This window comes from Cupriavidus basilensis OR16 (genome assembly GCF_000243095.1).
GTDB classification, from domain to species: Bacteria; Pseudomonadota; Gammaproteobacteria; order Burkholderiales; family Burkholderiaceae; genus Cupriavidus; species Cupriavidus basilensis_D.
On sequence record NZ_AHJE01000140.1, the window covers coordinates 1 to 22,080 of the forward strand.

Annotated in this window: 16 protein-coding genes and 6 pseudogenes; 9 read left to right on the forward strand and 13 right to left on the reverse strand. The window is 66.9% G+C overall.

Annotated elements, in window-relative coordinates; genetic code table 11:
* The 5 genes and pseudogenes from OR16_RS35315 to OR16_RS35335 form a co-directional block, all read left to right on the forward strand.
* Nucleotides 1-1,116: pseudogene (locus OR16_RS35315) on the forward strand (MFS transporter); the annotation flags it as partial.
* 121 nt (nt 1,117-1,237) lie between these two features.
* The gene (locus OR16_RS35320) at nt 1,238-2,170 is read left to right on the forward strand and encodes a LysR family transcriptional regulator (protein WP_006163747.1); all 933 of its coding nucleotides are present in this window, start codon (nt 1,238-1,240) and stop codon (nt 2,168-2,170) included.
* A gap of 336 nt (nt 2,171-2,506) precedes the next feature.
* A complete protein-coding gene (locus OR16_RS35325; protein WP_081488969.1) occupies nt 2,507-3,652 on the forward strand; it encodes a porin in 1,146 nt (381 codons plus the stop codon).
* Between the two features lie 20 nt (nt 3,653-3,672).
* The gene (locus tag OR16_RS35330; protein WP_081488970.1) at nt 3,673-5,010 is read left to right on the forward strand and encodes an MFS transporter; all 1,338 of its coding nucleotides are present in this window, start codon (nt 3,673-3,675) and stop codon (nt 5,008-5,010) included.
* A gap of 4 nt (nt 5,011-5,014) precedes the next feature.
* Nucleotides 5,015-6,496, forward strand: a complete 1,482-nt coding sequence (locus OR16_RS35335) for a carboxylesterase family protein (protein WP_006163751.1) — start codon at nt 5,015-5,017, stop codon at nt 6,494-6,496.
* A gap of 309 nt (nt 6,497-6,805) precedes the next feature.
* Here OR16_RS35335 and OR16_RS35340 read toward each other — a convergent pair whose 3' ends face one another.
* A complete protein-coding gene (locus OR16_RS35340; RefSeq protein WP_237717333.1) occupies nt 6,806-7,858 on the reverse strand; it encodes an MFS transporter in 1,053 nt (350 codons plus the stop codon).
* 125 nt (nt 7,859-7,983) lie between these two features.
* On the opposite strand from OR16_RS35340, the pseudogene OR16_RS35345 reads away from it, so the two are divergent.
* A pseudogene (locus OR16_RS35345) lies at nt 7,984-8,918 on the forward strand (LysR family transcriptional regulator).
* 139 nt (nt 8,919-9,057) lie between these two features.
* Nucleotides 9,058-10,042 (forward strand): annotated as a pseudogene (locus tag OR16_RS35350) (NAD(P)H-quinone oxidoreductase).
* 107 nt (nt 10,043-10,149) lie between these two features.
* On the opposite strand, the gene OR16_RS35355 reads toward OR16_RS35350, so the two are convergent.
* Nucleotides 10,150-12,204 (reverse strand): NAD(+) synthase, encoded by a 2,055-nt coding sequence (locus OR16_RS35355; protein WP_006163756.1) that lies wholly within the window; start codon nt 12,202-12,204, stop codon nt 10,150-10,152.
* A gap of 373 nt (nt 12,205-12,577) precedes the next feature.
* Between OR16_RS35355 and OR16_RS35360 the strand changes: the two genes are divergently transcribed.
* Nucleotides 12,578-13,528 carry a tripartite tricarboxylate transporter substrate binding protein gene (locus tag OR16_RS35360; protein WP_423739706.1) on the forward strand — a complete coding sequence of 317 codons (951 nt, stop codon included), beginning with the start codon at nt 12,578-12,580 and terminating at the stop codon, nt 13,526-13,528.
* Nucleotides 13,529-13,540: 12 nt separating this feature from the next.
* Here OR16_RS35360 and OR16_RS42185 read toward each other — a convergent pair.
* From OR16_RS42185 to OR16_RS44245, 4 genes and pseudogenes are all read right to left on the reverse strand, one after another.
* A pseudogene (locus OR16_RS42185) lies at nt 13,541-13,712 on the reverse strand (XpsR family transcriptional regulator); the annotation flags it as partial.
* 84 nt (nt 13,713-13,796) lie between these two features.
* Entirely contained in the window at nt 13,797-14,102 is a 306-nt protein-coding gene (locus OR16_RS44240; RefSeq protein ID WP_006163761.1) for a hypothetical protein, read from the reverse strand.
* Nucleotides 14,103-14,218: 116 nt separating this feature from the next.
* Nucleotides 14,219-15,301 carry a LacI family DNA-binding transcriptional regulator gene (locus OR16_RS35375; RefSeq protein ID WP_006163763.1) on the reverse strand — a complete coding sequence of 361 codons (1,083 nt, stop codon included), beginning with the start codon at nt 15,299-15,301 and terminating at the stop codon, nt 14,219-14,221.
* A 10-nt stretch (nt 15,302-15,311) separates the two neighbouring features.
* Nucleotides 15,312-15,485 carry a hypothetical protein gene (locus OR16_RS44245; RefSeq protein ID WP_158001404.1) on the reverse strand — a complete coding sequence of 58 codons (174 nt, stop codon included), beginning with the start codon at nt 15,483-15,485 and terminating at the stop codon, nt 15,312-15,314.
* A gap of 15 nt (nt 15,486-15,500) precedes the next feature.
* On the opposite strand from OR16_RS44245, the gene OR16_RS44250 reads away from it, so the two are divergent.
* The gene (locus OR16_RS44250; RefSeq protein ID WP_158001405.1) at nt 15,501-15,677 is read left to right on the forward strand and encodes a hypothetical protein; all 177 of its coding nucleotides are present in this window, start codon (nt 15,501-15,503) and stop codon (nt 15,675-15,677) included.
* Nucleotides 15,678-15,804: 127 nt separating this feature from the next.
* On the opposite strand, the gene dkgB is transcribed toward OR16_RS44250, so the two are convergent.
* From dkgB to OR16_RS35410, 7 genes and pseudogenes are all read right to left on the reverse strand, one after another.
* Entirely contained in the window at nt 15,805-16,608 is an 804-nt protein-coding gene (gene dkgB, locus OR16_RS35385) for a 2,5-didehydrogluconate reductase DkgB (protein WP_006163766.1), read from the reverse strand.
* A gap of 85 nt (nt 16,609-16,693) precedes the next feature.
* Nucleotides 16,694-17,594: pseudogene (locus tag OR16_RS35390) on the reverse strand (NAD-dependent epimerase/dehydratase family protein).
* Between the two features lie 190 nt (nt 17,595-17,784).
* On the reverse strand, nt 17,785-18,993 hold the full coding sequence (zigA, locus tag OR16_RS35395; RefSeq protein ID WP_043422422.1) for a zinc metallochaperone GTPase ZigA: 1,209 nt from the start codon (nt 18,991-18,993) through the stop codon (nt 17,785-17,787).
* 18 nt (nt 18,994-19,011) lie between these two features.
* A pseudogene (locus OR16_RS47550) lies at nt 19,012-19,605 on the reverse strand (DUF3299 domain-containing protein); the annotation flags it as partial.
* On the reverse strand, nt 19,497-20,786 hold the full coding sequence (locus OR16_RS35400; RefSeq protein WP_043422417.1) for an ABC transporter permease: 1,290 nt from the start codon (nt 20,784-20,786) through the stop codon (nt 19,497-19,499). The gene OR16_RS35400 and the pseudogene OR16_RS47550, both read right to left, overlap by 109 nt.
* Nucleotides 20,783-21,571, reverse strand: a complete 789-nt coding sequence (locus tag OR16_RS35405; RefSeq protein WP_006163776.1) for an ABC transporter ATP-binding protein — start codon at nt 21,569-21,571, stop codon at nt 20,783-20,785. Before OR16_RS35405 ends, OR16_RS35400 begins: the two co-directional genes overlap by 4 nt.
* On the reverse strand, nt 21,546-22,070 hold the full coding sequence (locus OR16_RS35410; protein ID WP_006163777.1) for a Rid family hydrolase: 525 nt from the start codon (nt 22,068-22,070) through the stop codon (nt 21,546-21,548). The genes OR16_RS35405 and OR16_RS35410 overlap by 26 nt, the downstream gene beginning before the upstream one ends.
* Between the last annotated feature and the right edge of the window lie 10 nt (nt 22,071-22,080).

A 22,080-nucleotide genomic window follows, 5' to 3' on the forward strand; every position in this document is an offset into this window, starting at 1 on the left:
TCGCCATCTGCATCCTGCTGTTCTAGCGTCTTCACCGCCGCGGCCGGCTTCACCAGCGATCCCGTGACGTTCAGCGTGACGCGCTTCCTGGCGGGCCTGGGCATCGGCGGCGTCATGCCGAACGTGGTGGCGCAGATGACCGAATACTCCCCGCGCAAGATTCGCGGGACCATGGTCACGCTGATGTTCAGCGGCTACTCGGTCGGCGGCATGCTGGCCGCCCTGCTCGGCAAAGGCATGATTGAAAGCTACGGGTGGCAATCGGTCTTCCTCGCCGCCAGCCTGCCGGCACTGCTGATCCCGGTCATCCTGAAATCCTTGCCGGAGTCCATGCCCTTCCTGATCAAATCGGGCCAGATCGACGCACTCAAGCACATCGCCTCCCGCCTGGAGCCAGGCTACCAGCCCCAGCCAGGCGACCAGTTCGCGCTGCCTGCCGGCGACAAGGCCGGCGACGCGCCCATCGGCAAGCTGTTCCAGGACGGACGCGGCTTTTCCACGGTGATGTTCTGGGTCGCGTTCTTCATGTGCCTGTTCATGGTCTACGCGCTCAGCTCATGGCTGGCCAAGATGATGGCCGGCGCAGGCTACAGCCTGGGCTCGGCGCTGACCTTCGTGCTGGTGCTGAACTTCGGCGCCATGCTCGGCGCCATCGGCGGCGGCTGGCTGGCGGACCGCTTCAATATCAAACACGTGCTGGTCGGCATGTACGCCCTGGCCGCGGTATCGATCACGCTGCTGGGCTACCCGATGCCCACCGCGCTGCTGTTCGTGCTGGTGGGGCTGGCCGGCGCATCGACCATCGGCACGCAGATCGTCACCTACGCCTATGCGGGGCAGTTCTACCCAATGGCGGTCCGCGCCACCGGCATCGGCTGGGCGTCGGGCATCGGGCGCAGCGGGGCCATCCTGGCGCCGATCGTGATCGGCGCGCTGGTGGCCATGTCGCTGCCGCTGCAGCAGAACTTCGTGGCCATCGCCATTCCGGCGGTGATCGCGATGATGGCGGTATTGCTGATTGATCATCGGCGCTCGGCGTCGGCGCAGCATGCAGAGGACGAAATGAAGCATATGGCACCCACTGCGCTCGTCGCGGGGTCAGGTACAACCGCGTAGAAGGGGGGCGGCTCGCGCAAGCACCGCCTCGACGGCGCCGGCGGACTTGCGGGTAAGATCGCGGTTTCCGCCGCCCGGGCTGAGAGGGCGCATCCCGAACGTGCATTCAAACCCGCAAACAATGACTCCTTTTCGCGGAAAGCTCCGGACGCGGCATCTGGAAATCATCCTCTCCGTCGCGGAGCTTGGAAACCTGTCCAAGGCTGCCGAGCAATTGCACATGACGCAGTCCGGACTCTCGCGCGCCGTTGCCGAGGTCGAGGAGATCGTTGCCGGAAAGCTGTTCGAGCGCTCCGCGAAGGGCATGATCGCCACGGCGCTGGGGGCAGCGATGTGCCGCCATGCGGCGCTGCTCCTGAGCGACTTCCACAAGGCCGAGGCGGATCTGGGCGCCATCGCCAGGGGCGATTTCGGCAACATGATACTGGGCTGCTTTTCGATGTTCAGCAGGTGGCCACTAGCGCAAGCCATCCTGCTGTTCAGGCAGGCGAATCCTCGCGTGGAGATCACGGTAGAGGTCGGATCGCACGAGGCCCTGATCGAGAAACTGGATGCAGGCGCTATCGACCTGCTCATCAGCCGCGCCCCGGGAAGCCAGAGCGCGGAAACCTACCGGACTGCCGCTCTGGTGCATGACGGCATTGTGCTTGCGTGCGCACCGGATCATCCGCTGGCCAGGCAGGATGCCGATCTCGCGACGTGCGTCCAGTACCCGTGGATCTCCGCGCCACCTGGCAGCATCTTTCGCGAGATGCTGGTGAATGAAGTCCGGGAAGCCGGCCTCCCTACGCCGGAGATCGTGGGTGCGCTCTCGCTGGAGCTGGGGCGCGAACTGACCTCGCACGGCCACTTCCTGTGGCAACTCCCGGAAAGCGCGGCACGCTTCATGGCTGCCCGCAACGAGGTTTGCATCCTCCCGCTGTCGTTCAACCTCTGTCCTGGCCCGCTATCGGCCATCTGGCGGCGCGACCGGACCAGCACGCGGCAAACGCGCGGCTTCATCCTCAGCCTGCGGCGCGTCGTCGAATCATCCTGGGGCGCAGGCAACCCCTGAGCATCCGGCTGGCCCCGTTCGCGGGAAACCAGGCTCGCCGTCAACTACGCCCGCTGCACACTGCTGCCCTTGCGGCCTTCCCGCGCCGGGGCACGCGTTCGCCTGCCCGCTTTCAAGCTTCCTCCAAGCTTTCCCAATCGTCTCGGTTGCCTGCATGAGGCCATGCGAGCTGCGCATGCGGCTTCTCAAATTCGTCATGTCCTGCGGCTCCAGCTTCGCTCTACCATCGGCCACGGGTTAAGACATCGCCAACGCGGCACGTCTTCGCCGGACAGAAAAGAGGCCGCCATGCAATGCGCTGAGCGGACCCGACCGAATTAACGAAGGGAGGAAACGATGACGAAGAAAGGCAGTAGGTCTGCCATCCCGGGGCGGGCATTTGCGCGAGCCCGCGTGCGCCAGCTATGCCTGGCAAGCCTGGCAACCGCCGCACTGGGCACGGCGGCCGAGGCGGCGGCCGCGCAACCCGACGGCATTTCACTCAGCGGCCTGGTAGCGGCGGGCCCCACCGTGACGTCGAACGTCGGAGGCGCGTCCCGCTATGGCGTCGACTCCGCGCCGTACCGGCCCAACTACATCGCCATGAACGGATCCGAAACGCTGTCGCCGGACATGGCTGCGTACTTCAGGCTGGCTGGCCGGTTCCTTGCGGACAACGGCCAGACGGTCGGGCAACTCTTCAACACCAATGCGATTGTCGGGCTGCGCGGCGCGCTGGGCGACCTGGCCCTCGGATACACCCGCGATTTCATGTTCGACTTCCTGACGATTCCGGGCTTCAGCGGCTCGTGGTTCGGTGGCATCTGGGGCAGTCCGCAGGGGCCCTTCCAGAACTTCGGCGGCGTCTACAGCCCGGCTCGCGTCGGTGCGTTTGACGCGGACCGGACCAATGGCGAGGCGCTGGCCAACGCGGTGAAGTACACGAAGCAGTTCGGGCCACTCAAACTTGGCGCGATGTATGCCTTGGGCGAGCGCACCACCTCGGTCAACGACGGCAGCACCTACAGCCTTGGCGCTCTCTATGAGACCCCGCGTTACGGCGCCACCGCCGTTTATACGGACTTCAGGGATAGCAGCACGCCGACCAGCCGCGCGCACTTCCAGACGATGGGCTTGGGGGCGAAGTGGAACATCGGCGAAACGACGATTGCGGGGTCCTACACCCGCGCCCGGAACGCCGCCACCAATGGTGCGATCGACACGTTCGGCGCGGGCACCACGGTGCCGCTCGGCGGTGACTACACGATCAATGCGCACTACCAATACATGAAGGGCAACGCCGCGCTACAGGATCGCTACGCCCATCAGGTCTTGCTCAAGTTCGACAAAGCGCTGTCGCTCAGAACCCATGTCTACCTGCAAGCCGCTTTCCAGAAGGCGGGGGGCACGGCAGACGCCAAGGCCTTCATCAATGGCGCCGCCGGCCCGTCGGACAGCAACAAGCAAGTGCTGTCCGGGCTCTTTGTCGAGCACACGTTCTGATCGGACAAGGACAGCCCTCCATGAAGAACTCCCCTTTGCACGCCGATCCCAAGAACATCGCCGAGGCGATCGACAACATCCCGTCCAATCAGCGCCGGCGCAACATCATCGCTATCTGCTTCGCCGTGGTTGCGCTCGAAGGTTTTGACGCGGCCATCATCGGGTTCATTGCGCCGCAGATCGCCACGCACTTCGGCGCGAAGCCGGCCGAGATCTCGGCGGCCATCGCGGCCGGCATGTTCGGGCTGCTGCTTGGCTACGTCACCGCTGGAAGCGTTGCCGACACGCGCGGACGAAAGCCTGTGCTGGTGGCCGGCACGCTGGCCTTCGGGCTAGCCACGCTCGCCTGCGCGTTCAGTGCATCGCTGGTACAACTGCTGGCCTGGCGATTCATGACCGGTGTGGGCGTCGGCGTGGCGATGCCGGCCGTCGCCGCCCTGCTGGCGGAGTTGCTGCCCGCTCGCCGGCGCGCATCCGCGCTCTCCGGCGTGTTCTGCGGCTTCCTGTTCGGCTCCGCCGCGGCGGGATTCCTGACCGGGCATTTGATCGATGCCATTGGTTGGCAGGGGCTGTTGCTGCTCGGCGGCATCGGGCCGCTTCTGCTCGTCCCCGTCATCCTTGCCTTGTTGCCCGAGTCTCCAACGTTCCTGGCGCAGATTGGCGCCGGCCCGGAGCGGATCGTCGCCGCGCTTGCCAAGCTGGGCGCATCCCGGCCTGGCGCAGCGCTATTCGAGCCGCCAACCCCTTTGGGGGCGATCACCAAGGGCAGCGTGGCGCAGCTCTTCGGTACGCAGTACCGGTCAACCACCGTGTTGCTCTGGCTACTGATGTTCCTGATCCTGGGCGGCTTCTATGTCATCGCGAGCTGGCTTCCGAGCTTGATCGAGAGTACCGGGCAGAGCGTTGCCATGGCGTCCAGGACGGCCTCCCTGTTCCAGTTTGGCGGCCTGGCCGGTGCGCTGGTGGGGGCCTTCGCCATCCGGCGCATCGCACCGTTGAAATTCGTCGGGATCGCCTTGCTGATCGGTGCCGCCAGCCCGCTCATGATCGCCTCGCCGGATGCCACGGCAAGGTATGCCGTCGCCGTGTTCTGCTCGGGCTTCCTGATCAGCGGACCGATCGTCGTGCTCAATGCCATCGCGGTCGCGGCCTACCCCACGCAGATACGTTCCGTGGGCGCGGGCTGGTGCAGCGCGCTTGGCCGCGTCGGATCGCTGGCCGGCGCGGGCTCCGTCGGGCTGTTGATCAAGGCCGGTGTCGGGCTGCCCGACATCATCGCGGCTGTCAGTGTCACGGTGCTGGTGTGCGCCGCGATCGTGCCGTTCCTCTTTCGCAAGTTGCGTGAACCTGGAGTTTGATCCAATGGATGTCAAAGAAGAATCCGTCGTGGTGTCCTTGCCCACGGGCGCCATACGAGGCAAGGCGTCACGGGGCGTATTTGCGTTTCGCGGCGTGCCCTATGGCGAGCGGGCCCGGCCGGGCGACAGGCTGTCCGAAGTGGTGCCACCTGCCGCGTGGGCCGGCGAACGCGATGCGACCGCGCTTGGCGCCGTGTTCCCGCAGACGCCTTCGCGGCTGGCTTCGGTCATGGGCAACGGCATCGACCGCAACCCGCAATCCGAAGATGCATTCCTGCTCAATGTATGGGCGCCGCAGGACGCGGCGCGTCGGCCCGTGTTCATGTTCCTTCACGGCGGCGGCTTTCTCAGCGGCGGTGGCACCGCAGCCTGGTATGACGGCGAGCGCTTGGCCAGGGAAAGCGGGATGGTGGTGGTCACGGTCAACTACCGGCTTGGCGCGCTGGGACATTTCACCGACGCCAGCGATGCGCGCGGGGCCAACCGTGCCGTTCTCGACCTGATTCGCGCCCTTGAGTGGGTGCAGGAGAACATCAGCGTGTTTGGTGGCGACCCGGCGAACGTCACGGTGGGTGGCCAGTCGGCCGGGGCCTACTACGCCTGGTTGCTTGGCGTCAGCCCTGCGTCGAGGGGCCTGTTGCACAGGAATGCCATGTTCAGCCTGCCGGCCCTGCCGCCGCTTTCGCCCGAAGACGGGTATCGCACGAGCCTTGCGCTGCTCGAAGCCGCCGGCGCACAGGATATCGGCGCGCTGTCGGTCAAGGAGATCCTTGCCGCGCAGAGCCAGTTGATGCGCTCACGTGCCCGGTTCGGCGAAGTATCGGTTGGATTCCGGCCGGTGGCGGAGGATGGCCTTGTTCCAGACTGTCTCTTCGACCTGCCGCGTGCTGCCAGGCAAGCGCACGTATCAGCGTCCCTGCTAGGCTTCACGGCGGACGAGAGTACCGCCTTCATGGCGGCCGCGCCCGACGTGTTGGAAGCCTCGGCGCCGCAGGTCATGGCTTGGTTCGAGGCCAGGTTCGGGGCGAACGCAATGCAGCACTACGCAGCCTTTGCCGCCGCGCGCCCTGCCCACACGCCGTACACCCAATTGGTCGATGCAAGCGGATACGGCTTGTTCGGCGCCGCGGCGCGCGAGATCGCCTGCGCTTTTGCCAGCACGGCCAAGCCGGTCTATCCATACCGGTTCAGCGTGCAGAGCCGCGTGCCAAACCTCATGAGCCCGCACTGCCTGGAGTTGCCCTTCCTGTTCGGGAACCGCGGCGACTGGCTGGATGCCCCCATGATTGCGAGTATCCCTGACGAGACATTCGAGAACGTGGGCGCCGCCTTCCGCCTGGCCATATCAAGCTTTGTCACGAAGGGCAAGCCAGCCACGCTGCCAGGTGCTGCGTGGCAACCCTTCGATGTCGCCGAACCAGGTATCGCGAACGTCGAGGATGCCGGCATCTTCTGGAAGCCGTGGCATCCCTTGCTTGCCACTTAGTGCCTGCCATGGCCGGCTCAGGCATTGCGAGAGCTTGAACCTTGGTGCATTCCGACCTCGTCCCGGGCCGCCATTACCCGCCCCGCTCTGTGTGGCGGCAGACATTCGCGGCCCTCTCCCGGCCCCAGACTCGTTCATGTACGTGAGTGGCCCCTAGCACCGTACCTTCGCCCCGCCACGCCCTTTCCCAGGCTGGCGGGGCTCCTTTCGTCCCCGGTCGGGCAATGCCAAACCATCACCGGGCCAGACGTGCCCCCGGCCACATCCGCACAACCAGCGCGCCGACTGCCGCCGCGATCGACAACATCGTCACAGCCATCCATAGACGATGGTCTGGTGCGCGACCAGCGTAATCTGCACGCCAAGGTCGAAGCCCAGCGCGCTGGCCCCGATCAGCCACAGCCGTGCGTGCGGTGCGAGCAGCGGCGAAAACAACATCGCGGCGAACGAGAGCGCGGTCAACGCGGCACCCAGGCGGGTGACCAGTTCCGGGCCCTTGCGGTCTGCCAGGCGGCCGGCCAGGGGTGCGGCGAGCGCGCCGGCGGCACCGGCCAGGCCAAACGCGCCAGCGGCCGCGCTGCCCAGGTGAAACGGCGCGCCGTGCAGCATCACGGCCAGGGTCGACCAGAACGCGCTAAAGCCGATCGACAGCAGCCCCTGCGACAGGGTTGCCCGGCGCAGCGCACCGTGCTTGCGCCACAACGAGCCCAGCGAACCCAGCAGCGCGCTGTAGGCGAGATGCGTGGTGGGCTTGAAGCGCGGCAAGCCGCGTGCGGCCACCAGGCCGATCAGCGCGATGCTGGCCGCTGCGATCACGAACATGATGCGCCAGCCGAAATGCTCGGCCACGAAGCCGCTGATCACCCGCGAGAGCAGGATGCCGAGCAGCAGCCCGGTCATCACGGTACCAACGACCTTGCCCCGGTGCGACTCGGGCGCCAGCGTGGCGGCGGCTGGCACGATGTCCTGCGCCATCGTCGCGGCCAGGCCGATTGCCAGGCTGGTGGCCAGCAGCAGCCCGATGCCGGATGCGGCGCCGCTGGCCAGCAGCGCGACGCTCAGGACGGCGGCCTTGGCCAGGATGATGCGCCGGCGGTCATAGCGGTCGCCCAGCGGGGCCAGCAACAGGATGCCCAGCGCATAGCCGAGTTGCGTGAGCGTGGGTACCAGGCCAACCGCCCCGTCGGACGCGCCGATGTCCGGGCCGAGCACGCCGAGCATGGGTTGGCTGTAGTACAGCGACGCCACCGCCAGGCCGGCGCCGGCGGCAAGCAGCAGGACCAGCCGTGCGGGCAATTCGGCGGCGGGGGAATGCGCTGCGTGCGTGGCAGCGGTTGCATGCGTAACTTGAGTGGGAGACATTGCGTTAACCCTCAGAGTGAAAACATGGCCGGAGTTTGCCGGTGGCCCGGGGCGCGCGGTAGTACTACACTGCGCACAATGGCTATACACCTGACGTATAAGCACGACTCACCCATCCCGAGACCATGAATCCGCCGTCCTCTGCCGCCGCCGCTGCCTCCGCTGACCGCATCGAGCTGATGCAAACCTTCGTGCGGATCGTCGAGGCCGGCAGCCTGTCGGCGGCCGCCACGCAGATGGGCACCACCCAGCCCACCATCAGCCGCCGCCTGCAGAGCCTGGAGCGCTCGCTGGGCCTGCGCCTGCTGCAGCGCTCCACCCATGCGATGAAGCTCACCGAGGATGGCGAGCGCTGCTATGGGCGCGCCAAGGAACTGGTGGCGGGCTGGGAGGCCTTCGAAGCCGACCTGCGCGGGGCCGGCGACGAGCCCGAAGGCACGCTGCGGGTGGTGGTGCCCCATGCCTTCGGCCAGCAGCAGCTGGTCGGGCCGCTGGCGGAGTTCCTGCGGCGTCACCCGCGGGTGTCCGTGGAATGGCTATTGCATGACCGGACCCCGGATTTCATCGCCGAAGGCATCGATTGCGCCATCCACGTTGGCGAGGTGAGCGACCCCTCCCTGATAGCGATCCGGCTGGGCGAGGTACCCCGCATCGTGGTAGCGGCGCCCTCGGTGCTGGAGGGCGCGGCGATGCCGTCGCATCCCAACGAGCTGGCTCGCTTGCCGTGGCTTTCACTACGCGCCTTCTACCGCAACGAGGTGTCGCTGACCCACGCGGTCACGGGCGAGAGCCAGAGGCTGAGCTTTCGCCCGCGGGTGGGCACCGACAGCCTGTACGCGCTGCGCAGCGCGGCAGCCATGGGCCTGGGCGTTTGCGTGGCCTCCGCCTGGCTGCTGGCGGACGATATCGCCGCAGAACGCTTGCTGCACCTGGTGCCGCCTGGGGGGCGGCGCCGCTGCCCATGTACCTGATCTATCCCTATGCCAGCTTCTATCCTGCCAAGCTGCGCCGCTTCGTCGAGACGATGCGGCGGACTGTGCCGGCCACAATGGTCAGCTGAATGCGTCGCGCGCAAAGCGCTAGCGCCGGGCTTTTGCGCTACACGCAAAAGCGTTGCCGACATTCAGCCCATTATCACGGCGGCCCGGCAGGCATATGCTGCGAGCTTCCCTGTCAGGTCATCCGTAGCAACAGAACCCATGAAAGCCATCGACTTCGACGAATTCGGCGACGCCGGCGTATTGCAACTGGCAGAAGTGCCGGCGCCCGAGCTGCGAGCGCATGACCTGCTCGTGCGCAATCACGCGGCGGGCGTGAACCGCGCCGACCTCTCGCACCGGCGCGGCGCTTACGGCCGGGCCAACTTTGGCGATTCGGCCATCCATGGGGCTGGAAATCGCCGGCGAAGTGATCGCCGCCGGCCCCGAGACCGTGGGCTTTGAGGCCGGCGATCGCGTCATGGGCATCGTAGGCGGCGGCGCGTATGCGCAGATCGCACGCATCGACTACCGCATGGCCATGCGCGTTCCGGAAGGCCTCGACTACATCCACGCAGCAGCGGTTCCGGAAGTGTTTGTCACAGCGCATGAGGCGCTGATCCAGCTAGGCCGCCTCGCGCCCGGAGAGTCGGTGCTGATCCACGCGGCCGCGGGCGGCGTCGGCTCGGCGGCGGTGCAGCTCGCGCGGGCCGTGGGCGCAAAGGTCTTCGCCACCGCCGACGCAAGCAAGCTGGAGCGCGTGCGTGCGCTCGGCGCGGACGTGGGCATCGACTACAAGTCAGAGGATTTCGCGCAAGCCATTGCCGAGGCCACCGGCGGGCGCGGCGTGGATGTGGTGATCGACTTCGTTGGCGCGCCCTACCTGGAGCGCAATGTCCGCTCGCTAGCGGAGGGTGGCCGCCTGGTCCAGGTCGGCATCATGGGCGGCACCGAAGGCGCGGTGCTGCCGCTGGACCGGGTGCTGTTCGGGCATCTCCAGATCATCGGGACCGTGATGAAATCCCGGCCACCAGCCGTCAAGCACGCCATGACGCGCCGCTTTAGCGAACGCTGGCTGGACGGTTTCGGCCAGAACGGCCTGGCGCCGGTGGTCGACAGCGTCTTTGCGCTGGCGCAGGTGGCCGATGCGCACCGGCGCATGGAGTCGAACCAGAGCGTTGGCAAGATCGTTCTCTCCATCCGTTGAGCATGCACGGCTGAGGCAGGCCGGACGACGGGTTCGACAAGCGCCTCGTCCATCGGTAACCGATGGACGATAGCCGATAGCCCAAGGCCGGTCACCGCCGCGCCAACTCAAAGCTCGTCAGGCACCCGCTCCAGGTCCTTCATCCACACCACGGACTCCGAATCGCTTGGCGCCCGCCAGTCGCCGCGCGGCGACAGCGAGCCGCCCGACCCCACCTTGGGCCCGTTCGGCACGCACGAGCGCTTGAACTGGCTGGTGCGGAAAAACCGGTCGAGGAAGATGCGCAGATTGCGCTTGATGTCCGCCACCTTGTACACGTTGCGCACCACGTCCAGCCCGTCGGGCCAGTTGCCCTTGTCGCGGTCGCCCCATGCGCTCAGGGCAAGGAACGCGATCTTGGTCGGCGTAAAGCCGAACCGCAGCGTGTAGTACAGGTTGAAATCCTGCAGCTCATACGGGCCAATGAAGTGCTCGGTCTTTTGCTGGGGCGCATCGGCCGAGTCGCCCGGCACCAGCTCGGGGCTGATCTCCGTGCCAAGCACGTCGAGCAGCACGTCGGAGCCTGCGGTGCCGATCTGCCCGGTCTCGGCCACCCAGCGGACCAGGTGCGAGATCAGTGTCTTCGGCACGCTGCCATTCACGTTGTAGTGCGACATATGATCGCCCACGCCATACGTGCACCAGCCTAGCGCCAGCTCGCTCAGGTCGCCGGTGCCGATCACGATGGCATGCCGGGAATTGGCGAAACGGAACAGGTGGTTGGTGCGTTCGCCCGCCTGCACATTCTCGAAGGTCACGTCGTACACGGGCTTGCCGGACGCATAGGGGTGCTCCAGGTCCTTGAGCATCTCGACGCAACTGGGCCGGATGTCGATCTCCTTCGCTTCGCAGCCCACCACCTCCATCAGCTTGCGCGCCTGGAGCAGCGTGCGGTCGCTGGTAGCGAAGCCGGGCATGGTGATGCCGATGATGTTGGCGCGCGGCAGCTTCAGGCGATCCATGGCCTTGGCGCACACCAGCAGCGCATGGGTGGAATCCAGCCCGCCGGAGACGCCGATCACCACCTTGGAGATGCCGCTGGACGACAGCCGCTGGACCAGCGCCTGCACCTGGATGTTGTAGACCTCGCTGCAGCGCTCGTCGCGGCGGCGCGCGTCGGACGGCACGTAGGGGAATCGCTCCACCGTCCTGCGCAGCGGCAATGCCTTGTCCAGCGCCGTGTTCAGCGTAAAGGGGATCACCTTGAACCTGGCCACCTCCGCGCTGTGGCGCCGCACCGAATGGCCGAACGTGGTCTGGTGCATGCGCTCGCGCGACAGGCGCTCCAGGTCGACATCGGCAAAAGTCAGGTGCGAGCCGTCCGCAAAGCGCTCGGACTCCGCCAGCAGCTCGCCGTTCTCGTAGATCAGCGCCTGTCCGTCCCACGCCAGGTCGGTGGAAGACTCGCCCTTGCCCGCCGAGCTGTACAGGTACGCTGCCAGGCAGCGCGCCGACTGCTGGCTGACCAGCTGATGCCGGTAGCCGGATTTGCCGACCACGATGTTGGAGGCCGACAGGTTCACCAGCACGGTCGCGCCCGCCAGCGCCGCGAACGAAGACGGCGGAATCGGCACCCACACATCCTCGCAGATCTCCACGTGGAAGCGGAAGAACGGCACGTCCTGCGCCTCGAACAGCAGGCCTGCGCCAAACGGCACCTTGCTGCCGCCAAGCAGCACCTCGGTGGCCACCGCGCTGTCGGCGGCGCTGAATTGCCGCGCCTCGTAGAACTCCCAGTAATTCGGCAGGTAGCTTTTCGGGACCACGCCAAGGATCCGCCCGCCGGCTACCACCGCCGCGCAGTTGAACAATTGATGCTCGACCCGCAGCGGGAGCCCCACCACCAGCGTCGTGGCGATTGTCCTCGACGCATCGACGATCTCCGCCAGGGCCGCTTCGCAGGCATCGAGCAAGGCGCGCTGATGAAACAGGTCGTCGCAGGTATAGGCGGACAAGCCCAGCTCCGGAAAGGCCACCAGCGCCGCGCCCTGGCTGGCGGCATCGCGTGCCAGCGCGATGGTCTCGGCGGCATTGAAGGCCGGGTCGGCCACGCGGCACACCGGCACGCCCACCGCGACGCGGGCAAAGCCGTGGGCGTAGATATTGAGGAACGGGTTCTTCACGTCAGTCATGTCGATCATCCTTGCACGCCACTGCGCAGCGCCACGAGGCGCAAGCCAGGTGGCGAAGTAGGTTGTGCGGTATATGGCGCAATTCTACGACGCGCGCGGCTGGCAGTGCTGAAGTGTCTTCGGACAGGCCGGGCAGTCCAGGTGCGCGCGAGCAGCGCAAAGCCAGGCGGAAGTGGTTCCGTAAGCCGTGAGAAGGACGAGAACCGCGCCGCACGGCGCGCGTGATGGGGCAATAACCCTGCCGCCATGTGTCCGTGCATGCTGCTCTATCATGTCGGTCATCCGAAGATGGCTTCACATGAAATTCTCATCCGTCGTACGCTGCCTCGCGGCGATCTCGTTGCTTGGCGCAGCGCTGGCAGGCATGCCGGCCCGGGCCAATCCCATAGACCATGCCAACGCGGGCGCCGACCCCGGCGGCGACTTCCCGCAGAGGCCGATCCGCCTGGTCGTGACCTTTCCGCCGGGCGGCGGCACCGATACCCTGGCGCGGGTGATCGGCACGGAACTGGGGCGCAGCGTCGGACAAACCGTGGTGGTGGACAACCGGCCCGGCGCCAGCGGCAATATCGGCGCGGAACTGGTGGCAAGGAGCCCGGCGGATGGCTATACCCTGCTGGTGGTCAACAGCACCTTTGCCATCAATCCCGGCGTGTTCCGCAAGCTGCCCTTCGACCCCGGCAAGGACTTCAGCGCGGTCATCGCCTTTGCCTCGGTGCCGTCCGTGATCGCCGTGCCCGAGCATTCCCCGATCCGGGGCCTCAAGGACCTGATCGCCGCCGGCCGCTCGGGCAAGCCGCCCAGCTATGCATCATGCGGCAACGGCACGCCGCAGCACCTCGCGGGCGAGTTGCTGAAGATCTCGGCAAAGATCGACTTGCTGCACATTCCCTACAAGGGATGCGCACCCGCCATGACCGATGTGCTGGGCGGCCAGGCAGATGTCAGCATCAACACGCTCACCAACACCCTGCCCTACCTCAAGACCGGCAAGCTGCGCGCGCTGGCGGTCACGTCCCGTGGCCGTTCGCCGTTCCTGCCTGAAGTGCCTTCGGTCAGCGAGCTTGGCCTGCCCGACTACGACGTCGACCAGTGGTTTGGCATCCTGGCGCCGGCGGGCACACCGCCCGATATTGTGCAAAAGCTCAACCTGGAAATCGCCAGGGTCATTGCCAGGCCGCAGACCAAGGCCAACCTGGCGAACCTGGGATTCGCCACCACCCACAGCACGCCGGCGGAATTCCAGCGGATGGTGAACGCCGATATCGCGCGATGGACCAAGCTGGCCCTGCGGATCGGTCTCAAGGCGGACTGATGCGGTGGCATCCGCCAGGAAGCGGAAGCGCGCCGTGCCGGCACAGGTCCAGGTAGCGCTCCTTGGGCACCAGGGCTGGCTGGCCGCGAAACACCGTGGACCATGGGGTCAGCCCATCAAGCTGCATGGGTAGCGGAAAGAGGTTGAGCTTGAACTCCGCCCCGCAAGCGGCGTACAGGATATCCGGCGCCGGCCAGGGTTGGCGCTGAATCGTTCCAGTCATTTGTAGTGCGCCGCGTTTGCCGCATGCCGGGTAGCCTTCGCTATCCTATTCGTCCACTTTCCCGCTCTTGAGCATCTCGGCAATCGCGCTTGCCGAGGCCGGGGCGAATTGCGTTACGCAGGACCGCGTCAGCGCCAGCGTGTACGAGAACGCCATGGCGCGGTCCTCGAACGTGCGGTTGAGCATGAAGTGCACGGCTGGCACCTGGCCGTCAGCCAGCTTCGACAGGCGGACCAGCGCTCCCCAGCAGCCATCCGCCACCTGCAGGATATCCACCTCAATGGCATAGCCGGCCTCGATATAGGTCCTGGCCGGGCCTGCCAGCCGGCGTTCCGGTTTGTCGAGCACCATCTCGTTCCTCCACGATTCTGGTCGATTTGTGACAACCACAGCTACGCACGGCGTGCGTGGTTCCATCCACCCATGGCTGCGGGCTCCCCCGCGGCCATGGGCTTGCAACGCGTGCTTCAGCCTCGCATTGGTATTGGTGCTGGCGCGCCACCCAGCCGGTTGGCGGCAGGCGGCTTCGCGGTGGACTGGCGCACCACCAGTCCGCTGGGATAGCACAGGCGGATTGGCGCCTCGTCCGGTTGCGCCAGCCTCAACATGACCCGGCTCACCATGGCTTGCGCCATCTCGCCAAAGGGCATGGCCACGGAGGTCAGCGCGGGGTTGGTATACGAGCACATGCCGATGTCGTCCATGCCGATCACCGAGAGATCGGCCGGCACCGACAAGCCCGCCTGGTGCAGGCCGGACATCAGCCCGATCGCCATCATGTCGTTGACCGCGATGAGCCCGGTCGGGCGCGTGCTGGTCTGCGCCAGTTGCGTCCCCAGGATCTGGCCCAGCTCCGCCAATTCGGCATCGCCGTAATGCGCGGTGGGCGGGCACTCTATCACCGCCGCGTCTCCTAGCCCGGCCTCTTTCACCGCGGCCTGGAAACCGGCGATCTTGCTCGCGCGGCTGACCGTGCGCCCGGCGGGCATGACAAAGGCGATGCGCCGGTGGCCCAGCTGGATCAGGTGCGACGCGGCCAGGTGGCCCGCCTGGAAGTTGTCGGGCGCCACATGATCGATGCGCGCCGGCAGGTTCGGGTCGGCGCCGCCGTCGTAGCTGACCATGGCCAGCCCCTGCCGGGTCGCCGCCTCGAAATGCTGCTCGTCGGTCAGCGACGACACGATGATCACGCCATGCACGCCGAACGAAAGCAGGTCATCGAGCATGCGCGACTCCTGCTCCCGGTCCCGGTTGGTATTGCCCAGCAGCACGCGGTAGCCAGTCTGGCGCTGTGCCTCGGCCTCGATCTTCAGCGCGAGCTGGCCGTACATGGGGTTGGCGGTGGACGGCACCAGCAGCCCCAACATCGGCGTCTGTCCGGTCTTGAGCTGGCGCGCGACCTGGCTGGGCCGGAAGCCGAGCGTGCGGATGGCTTCCCGCACCCGCTCGAACGTGGCGGGGTTGAGCCGTTCGGTGCGTCCGTTGATCACGTTGGAGACGGAGCTCGTGGACACGTTCGCCAGTCTGGCGACATCTTGTATGGTTGCCATTATCAGGATCTCATGCCAGTTCCATCAGGCGGGGTAGCCATGGCGTCAGCGATGGCATCAGGATCAACAACGGCAAAATCACCGGCGGCAAGGCGCGGTGCTTCGGCAGCGGACCCGCCACGTGCTCCATGCGCGTGCCGGTCATCGCGCAAGCGGCGAACAGCCCCGGGCCGAGCGGCGGCATGAACAGGCGAAGCCCATGGCGATCAACGTCGCCGTGCCGAAGTGTAGCGGATGCACGCCGGCCTGCCCGGCAACGGGCTTGGGCAGCAGGCCAAACGAAGTGCCGAGCGCCGCCGATGCCGACGCGCCTGATTCCAGCATGCCCATGGCTGCGCACTTGGTTATTAAGCGTTTCAGTAAAACGGTTTACTAAATCGATTTACAAAATCATAGACGGTTGGGATGCAAATGCAAGCGTGGGGCGTTGCCGGGCAACGCCGCCATCCTTCCAGGCCGCAGCAATTACCGCTAAGGCAGTCAGGCCAACCAAGCCAACAACTTCAATCCCAATCCGGCGCCAGCCCCTCGGGACTGGTCAACCGCTCGCCACGCTCCAGCGCAGCAATATCAGCCATCTCCAGCTCAGACAACCGAACCGCCAAGGCGCCGAGATTACTCTCCAGATTGGCCCGTTTGGTGGAAGACGGGATCACGGCATAGCCAAGCCGCATGGCCCAGGCCAACACCACCTGTGCGGGCGTTGCGCCATGCCGCTGAGCCAGCTGCTGGATCACCGGATCCAGCAGCGCCTTGCCATAGGCCAGCGTCATGTACGACGTAATGTGGATCCCCTGGCTACGCGCGAAGTCGGCTACCTTGCGGTTCTGCAGGAAAGGATGCAGCTCGACCTGGTTGGTGGCGATAGCCCCCGCCCCCACGGCGTCGATAGCCTGCTGCATCAGTTTGACCGTGAAATTGGATACGCCGATCTGACGCGTCAACCCCTGCTCGCGGGCATCCGCCAGCGCGCCCATGAACTCGGCAACCGGCACCGCATCGCCCGGCGACGGCCAGTGGATCAGCGTCAGGTCGACGTGATCCGTACGCAGCTTGGCAAGGCTGTCCTTGAGGCTGGGCACCAGCTTGTCGCGCGGCAGGTTCTCGGTCCAGATCTTGGTCGTCAGGAACAGCGCCGAGCGCGCCACGCCGCTCTCGGCGATGCCCTGGCCGACTTCGGCTTCGTTGCCGTAGATCTGCGCGGTGTCGATCGCGCGGTAGCCGACGTCGAGGCCGTTGCGCACGGAGTCGATGGCGGTCTGGCCTTGCAGGCGGAAGGTGCCGAGGCCGATGGCGGGAATGGACATGGTGTTTTCCTTAGTCAGGTCATGCGTTAGCGGTCACGGCTGGCGGCAGCCATGACCTGAGAGAATCCGGCGTTTCAAGCGTGCGTCAGGCAAGCGGCATGTCGTTCTCGATCCACGCCGTCACCGACGCGTGCCGGGGCTGCCAGCCGAGCTCCGAGCGCGCGCGCTGTGCGCGCACGCGGCTGTTGGAGCCGAACGAGTAGCGCGACTGGCCTTCGCCCCAGGCAGGTGTGGCCGCTTCGACCGACCAGGACTGCACGGGCCCGAGGCCGAGCCGCCGGGCGATGGCGGCGCCGATCTCGGCGTACGATGCCTCGCCGTTCTCGACGAAATAAAAGGCGCCCGCAGGCGCTGCGTCGAGCACGCGCGCATAGAGGTCCACCACGTCGGCGATATGCACGTTGGACCAGCGGTTCACGCCCGCGCCGACGATGCGCACCACGCCGCTTTGCCGCGCCTGCGCCACCAGCGGCGGAATCTGCACGCTGTCGGCATGCAGCCCCGCACCCGCACCGTAGATCATGCTGTTGCACAGCACGGCGCTACGCACGCCCTGCGCGGCGGCCGACAGCACCATCTGGTCGATGGCGTGGCGCGCCTGCTTGCCCGCCTCCACCACGAACGGCGTCTCTTCGCCGAAGATGCGCGGCGACAGCGCATTGCCACCGGCGTCGTCGCCGATCACGCTGGAACCGCTGGTATGCAGGAACGGCTTGCCGGAGCCGCGCAAGCCGGCCAGCAGCGCTTCTACCGCGGCGGTGATCGCTGCTGGCGGCGTTGATCACGCCGTCGGCCCGCGCGGCTTCGCGCGTCAGCAGTGCGGTGTCGTCAAGCGTGCCCTGCACGGGAACGATGCCACGCGCGGCCAGTTGTTCGGCCTGCACCGGATTGCGGACCAGGCCGCGCACGCCATGTCCGGCAGCGATGAAGTGAGCGGCGACCGAGCCGCCGATAAAACCGGCCGCGCCGGTAACGAAGAGTTGCATGGGATGGGCCTGAAAGCGGGCTGTGAACCGCGCCGGATTGGGTCGGGGCCGTGAGACTGTGGCCGTGGCCGGATGAACATGACCCGAGTATCCGCGCTACCCATGCGGAGAAACACCGTGCGGCGTGCAGAACATACTTGATTCGGGCGCAAGAATGGGCGGCCCGCACGCGCTGCCTGGGTCGCGGCGCTTATCCCCAGGCCGGGAACGGATCGTCATAGGCGGCCCAGGCGATGGGGCCTTGCGCCATCTCCGCGTCGCTCAGCAGGCAGTGGTCAAGCTGCTGGCACAAGGCGGATTCATCCATGCCGATGCCGATCAGCACCAGTTCCTGCCGCGCGTCGCCGGTATCGTCATGCCAGTGCGAGCGGATCGTCGCCACGGCATCGGGATCCTCGGGCCAGAACTCGCGGGGCACCGTGGCCCACCAATAGCCGGCAGGCCCATGGCGGCAGATGGCGCCAGCCTGCGACCACGAGCCCGCGCGCGTCGGCCGCGCGGCCAGCCAGAAGAAGCCCTTGGAGCGCACCACGCCGGGCCACTCGCGCTCCGCCAGGTCAAAGAAGCGCCGCGGATGGAACGGCCTGCGCGCGCGGTAGACAAAACTGGCGATGCCGTACTCGGCCGTCTCCGGCGTAGGCTCGCCTCGTAGCGCCATCAGCCAGCCAGGCGTATTGGCCGCCTGCTCGAAATCAAAGAGGCCGGTGCCAAGTACCTTCTCCAGCCCGACCTTGCCGAACGCCGAAGGCTCGATACGGGCCCTTGGATTGAGGCCGCGCAATATCGCCATGAGCTGCTCGCGCTCCGCGTCGCCCACCAGGTCGAGCTTGTTGACCAGCAGCACATCGCAGAACTCGACCTGCTCGACCAGCAGGTCCACCACCGTGCGGCCATCCTGCTCGCCCAGCGATTCGCCACGCTGGCGCAGGCTGTCGCGCGAGCTGTAGTCGCGCAGGAAATTGTACGCATCGACCACCGTGACCATGGTGTCCAGCCGCGCCACTTGCGACAGGCTCTGGCCGTCTTCGTCCGTGAAGGTAAAGGTCTCGGCCACGGGCAGGGGCTCGGAGATCCCGGTGGATTCGATCACCAACTGGTCGAACCGGCCCTCCTTGGCCAGCCGGCGCACTTCCACCAGCAGGTCCTCGCGCAGCGTGCAGCAGATGCAGCCGTTGCTCATCTCCACCAGCCGCTCATCCGTGCGGGATAGCCCGGCGCCGCCATCGCGCACCAGCGCCGCATCGATGTTCACCTCGGACATATCGTTGACGATGACCGCCACGCGGCGGCCTTGGCGGTTGTGCAGGATATGGTTGAGCAAGGTGGTCTTGCCCGCGCCCAGGAATCCAGAGAGGACGGTAACGGGCAACAGCGTGGGTGATGGCATGGGTGATGGCATGGGTGATGGCATGGGCGGTGGCACGTGGATGCACGCGCCGAAGTACGGCACCAGCAGGAACTCGCGAATCGACTCGCCCTCGCCATCGAGCGAGACGACAAAGCCGGCGATGCGCACCGCCGCGCCATCGAGCGTGGGCTCCACGGGGGCGTTCTTCCAGTACTGCCGGGCCTTGTACAGGGCAATCTGCGCGCGCGGGTCGCCGTCTTCGAGCTCATCGAGCTTCATCCCCTTGAACGGCGCAAGCGGATCCCAGCCCTTGGGCAGCAAGGCCTGCCACTCGATCTGGCGCAGGGCGGGGTCGGGCGCGGCGGGCGCGGACGCGGGCTGCGGCGCTTCGCCTGTCGCATAGGCAGGCGGCACGGCAGCGGCTGCCTCCGCTCGGGGTTCCGGCGGAGGCAGCGACCGGAAGACATAGACCGCGCCCGCCGTGGCCACCGCGATGACAGTGAGCGCAAACAAGGCACGCTGCACGCGAGGGGTCATGCCGGTTTCCTTCACCATCAAATTGCCGGCATCAGCCCGTCTGCCAGGCTGAGGCGGTAAGCGCGCCACCCGGGCAGCAGGCTCACGCAGAAGCCGGCGGCCACCACGATGGCAAAGAGCGGCCATTCGCCCGGCGTGGGCCAGGCCGCCTGCAAGGCCACGCCGAACGTGGATGCCAGGTAGGGGCCAAACCCCGCCGCCAGCGCGCTCAACAACGCAAGCCCGAGCAGCGCGCCGGCGGCCATCACCACCAGCCCTTCCAAGGCCAGCATCGCCAGCAGGTCGCGCGGGCGGGCGCCGACAGCGCGCAGGATGGCAAGCTCGCGCCGGCGCTCGCCCAGCGCGGCCAGGATGGACGACGCCAGCCCCGCCAGCCCGACCACCACCACCAGCGCCGACACCAGCAGCATGGCGCGCTCGGCCACGCCGATGACGCCCCACAGCGCATCCAGCGCCACGCCCGGCAGCACCGCCATCAGCGGCTCGTGGGGGTCTTCGGCAATCTCGCGCTGCATGGCAAAGACCTGCGATCTGTGCTTCAGGCCAACCAGCACGCCCGTCAAGCTGCGGGGCGTCAGATCGAACTTGCGCACCTGCTCCGGCAGGATCGCCAGGCCCGGCAGCGGCACACCGCTCTCCCAGCCGAGGTGGATGGCTTGCATTGCTGCCAGGCCGATATGCACGGTGCGATCCACCGGCGTGCCAGTACGCGCCAGGATGCCGCTGACCACGAAGGGCTTGTCGCCATGTTCCGCATGATGGCCATGATCGGCATGCTCCGGCCCGCCGTCATCACTGTCGCCGTGGCTGAGCACGATGCGATCGCCCACGCGGTAGCCCAGCCGGCTCGCCACCTCGGCGCCAAGCACCGCATCGAACAGCGCCGCGAACGGCCTTCCCTGCGCGAGCACCAGCACATGCCGATCCCCGTAGCGGTAGTGCGTAAAGTAGCTGGCCGTGGTCGCCAGCACCGGAAAGCCGCGGTGCGAGTCGCCCAGCGACAGCGGTATGGTCCACGCCACCGCTGGATGCCGGGCCAGGCGCTCGGCGCTGTCCCATTGCATATTGTTGGCTGCGCCACCAAGGTGGAACACGGTGTACAGCATCAGCTGGATCGGGCTGCTCCGCGCGCCGACTACCAGGTCGGTGCCGGACACCGATTGCGCAAAGCTCGCCCGCACCGCATGCCGGATGCGCTCCACGCCTAGCAGCATGGCGACGGACATGGCAATCGCCAGCAGCATCAGCAACAGGTTGTAGCGACGGTTCCACGCGCTGCGCGCGGCCATCGAGAGCATCAGCATCACGCCGGCTCCATCGCGTCCACCGCGTCGATTGCGTCGATTGCGTCCATCGCCGGCAGCGACAACCGCCTGGCAAAGCCCGCCGACAAGCGCTCGTCATGGCTCACAAACACCAGGCTGGCGCCAGCGATGCCGCATTCGTGCCGCAGCAACGCCATGAAGGCCTGCTGGCGCGGCGCATCCAGCGCGGAGGTCGGCTCGTCGGCCAGCACCACCTGCGGACGGCCGATCAGCGCACGCGCCGCCGCCACGCGCTGCTGCTGGCCAACCGAGAGTTGGGTGACTGGGCGCCGCCACAGGGCCGGGGACAAGTCGAGCTGCCTGAGCAACGCCTGCGCGGCAGCTTCCGGCGTCTCGCCTTGCGCAGCGGTGCGCTCGCGCCGGCTGCGCGAGAAGCGGCAAGGCAGCAGCACGTTGTCGACGACGCAAAGGTAGGGCAGCAGGTTGAACTGCTGGAAGAGCAGGCCAACATGATCCGCGCGCAAGCGGTCGCGCTGCGCGGCGGACAACGCGCCGAGCGCGGTGCCCAGCACGCGCACGCTGCCTTGCTGCGGCAGCAATACGCCGGCCAGCATCGACAGCAAGGTGCTCTTGCCGCTGCCGCTGGGCCCGCACACGAATACCTGCTCGCCCGCGTCCAGCCGGAACCGGTCAAGCCGCAGGCAGGGCGCGGCCTGCGCGGGCCAGGTGAATGCGATGTCCCGCAGGTCGATGACGGCATCGCCGCTCGCCTTGCGGACCCCACTCTGTTCGCTACGTTCGCTATGTTCGCTGGTGCCGGTCATCATCCAAAACCTCGCCATGCATAATGACTTCGGCGCGCGTGCGCACCGGCACATTGGGCTGCTTGTCGGTCCCGAAGTACTGGTTATAGACGCCTGAGAAGCCGGTGAAATCCGGCTTGCCCGTGGCCGGGTCCGCCACGATCAGCGCTTGCATGGAGACGATGTCGCCCATCTGGTAGCCGCGGTCCTTGAGGATGCGCTCGATCTGGCCGAGCACATTGCGGGTCTGGGTTGCCGTGTCGCCATAGGACGCTGCGGTATCGGGCGGCGCGGCGGCATTCCCCACCGTAGGGCCCACGCCGCTGAGCACGAGTTGCTCCGCGCCGGCGGGAATCTCGATCACCTCGGCGAACTCGCGCGCCCAGGGTTCGGTCATATGCGCCGGGTTGCGATGCCGGACGATCTGCTCAGCGGCGTTGGCGCTGGTGCTGCAGAGCGCCGGAGCCACGAAGGTGGCAAGGGTGGCGATGGAAATACACGATAGCAAGCGTGCTGCGCGCATGGGGGGCCTG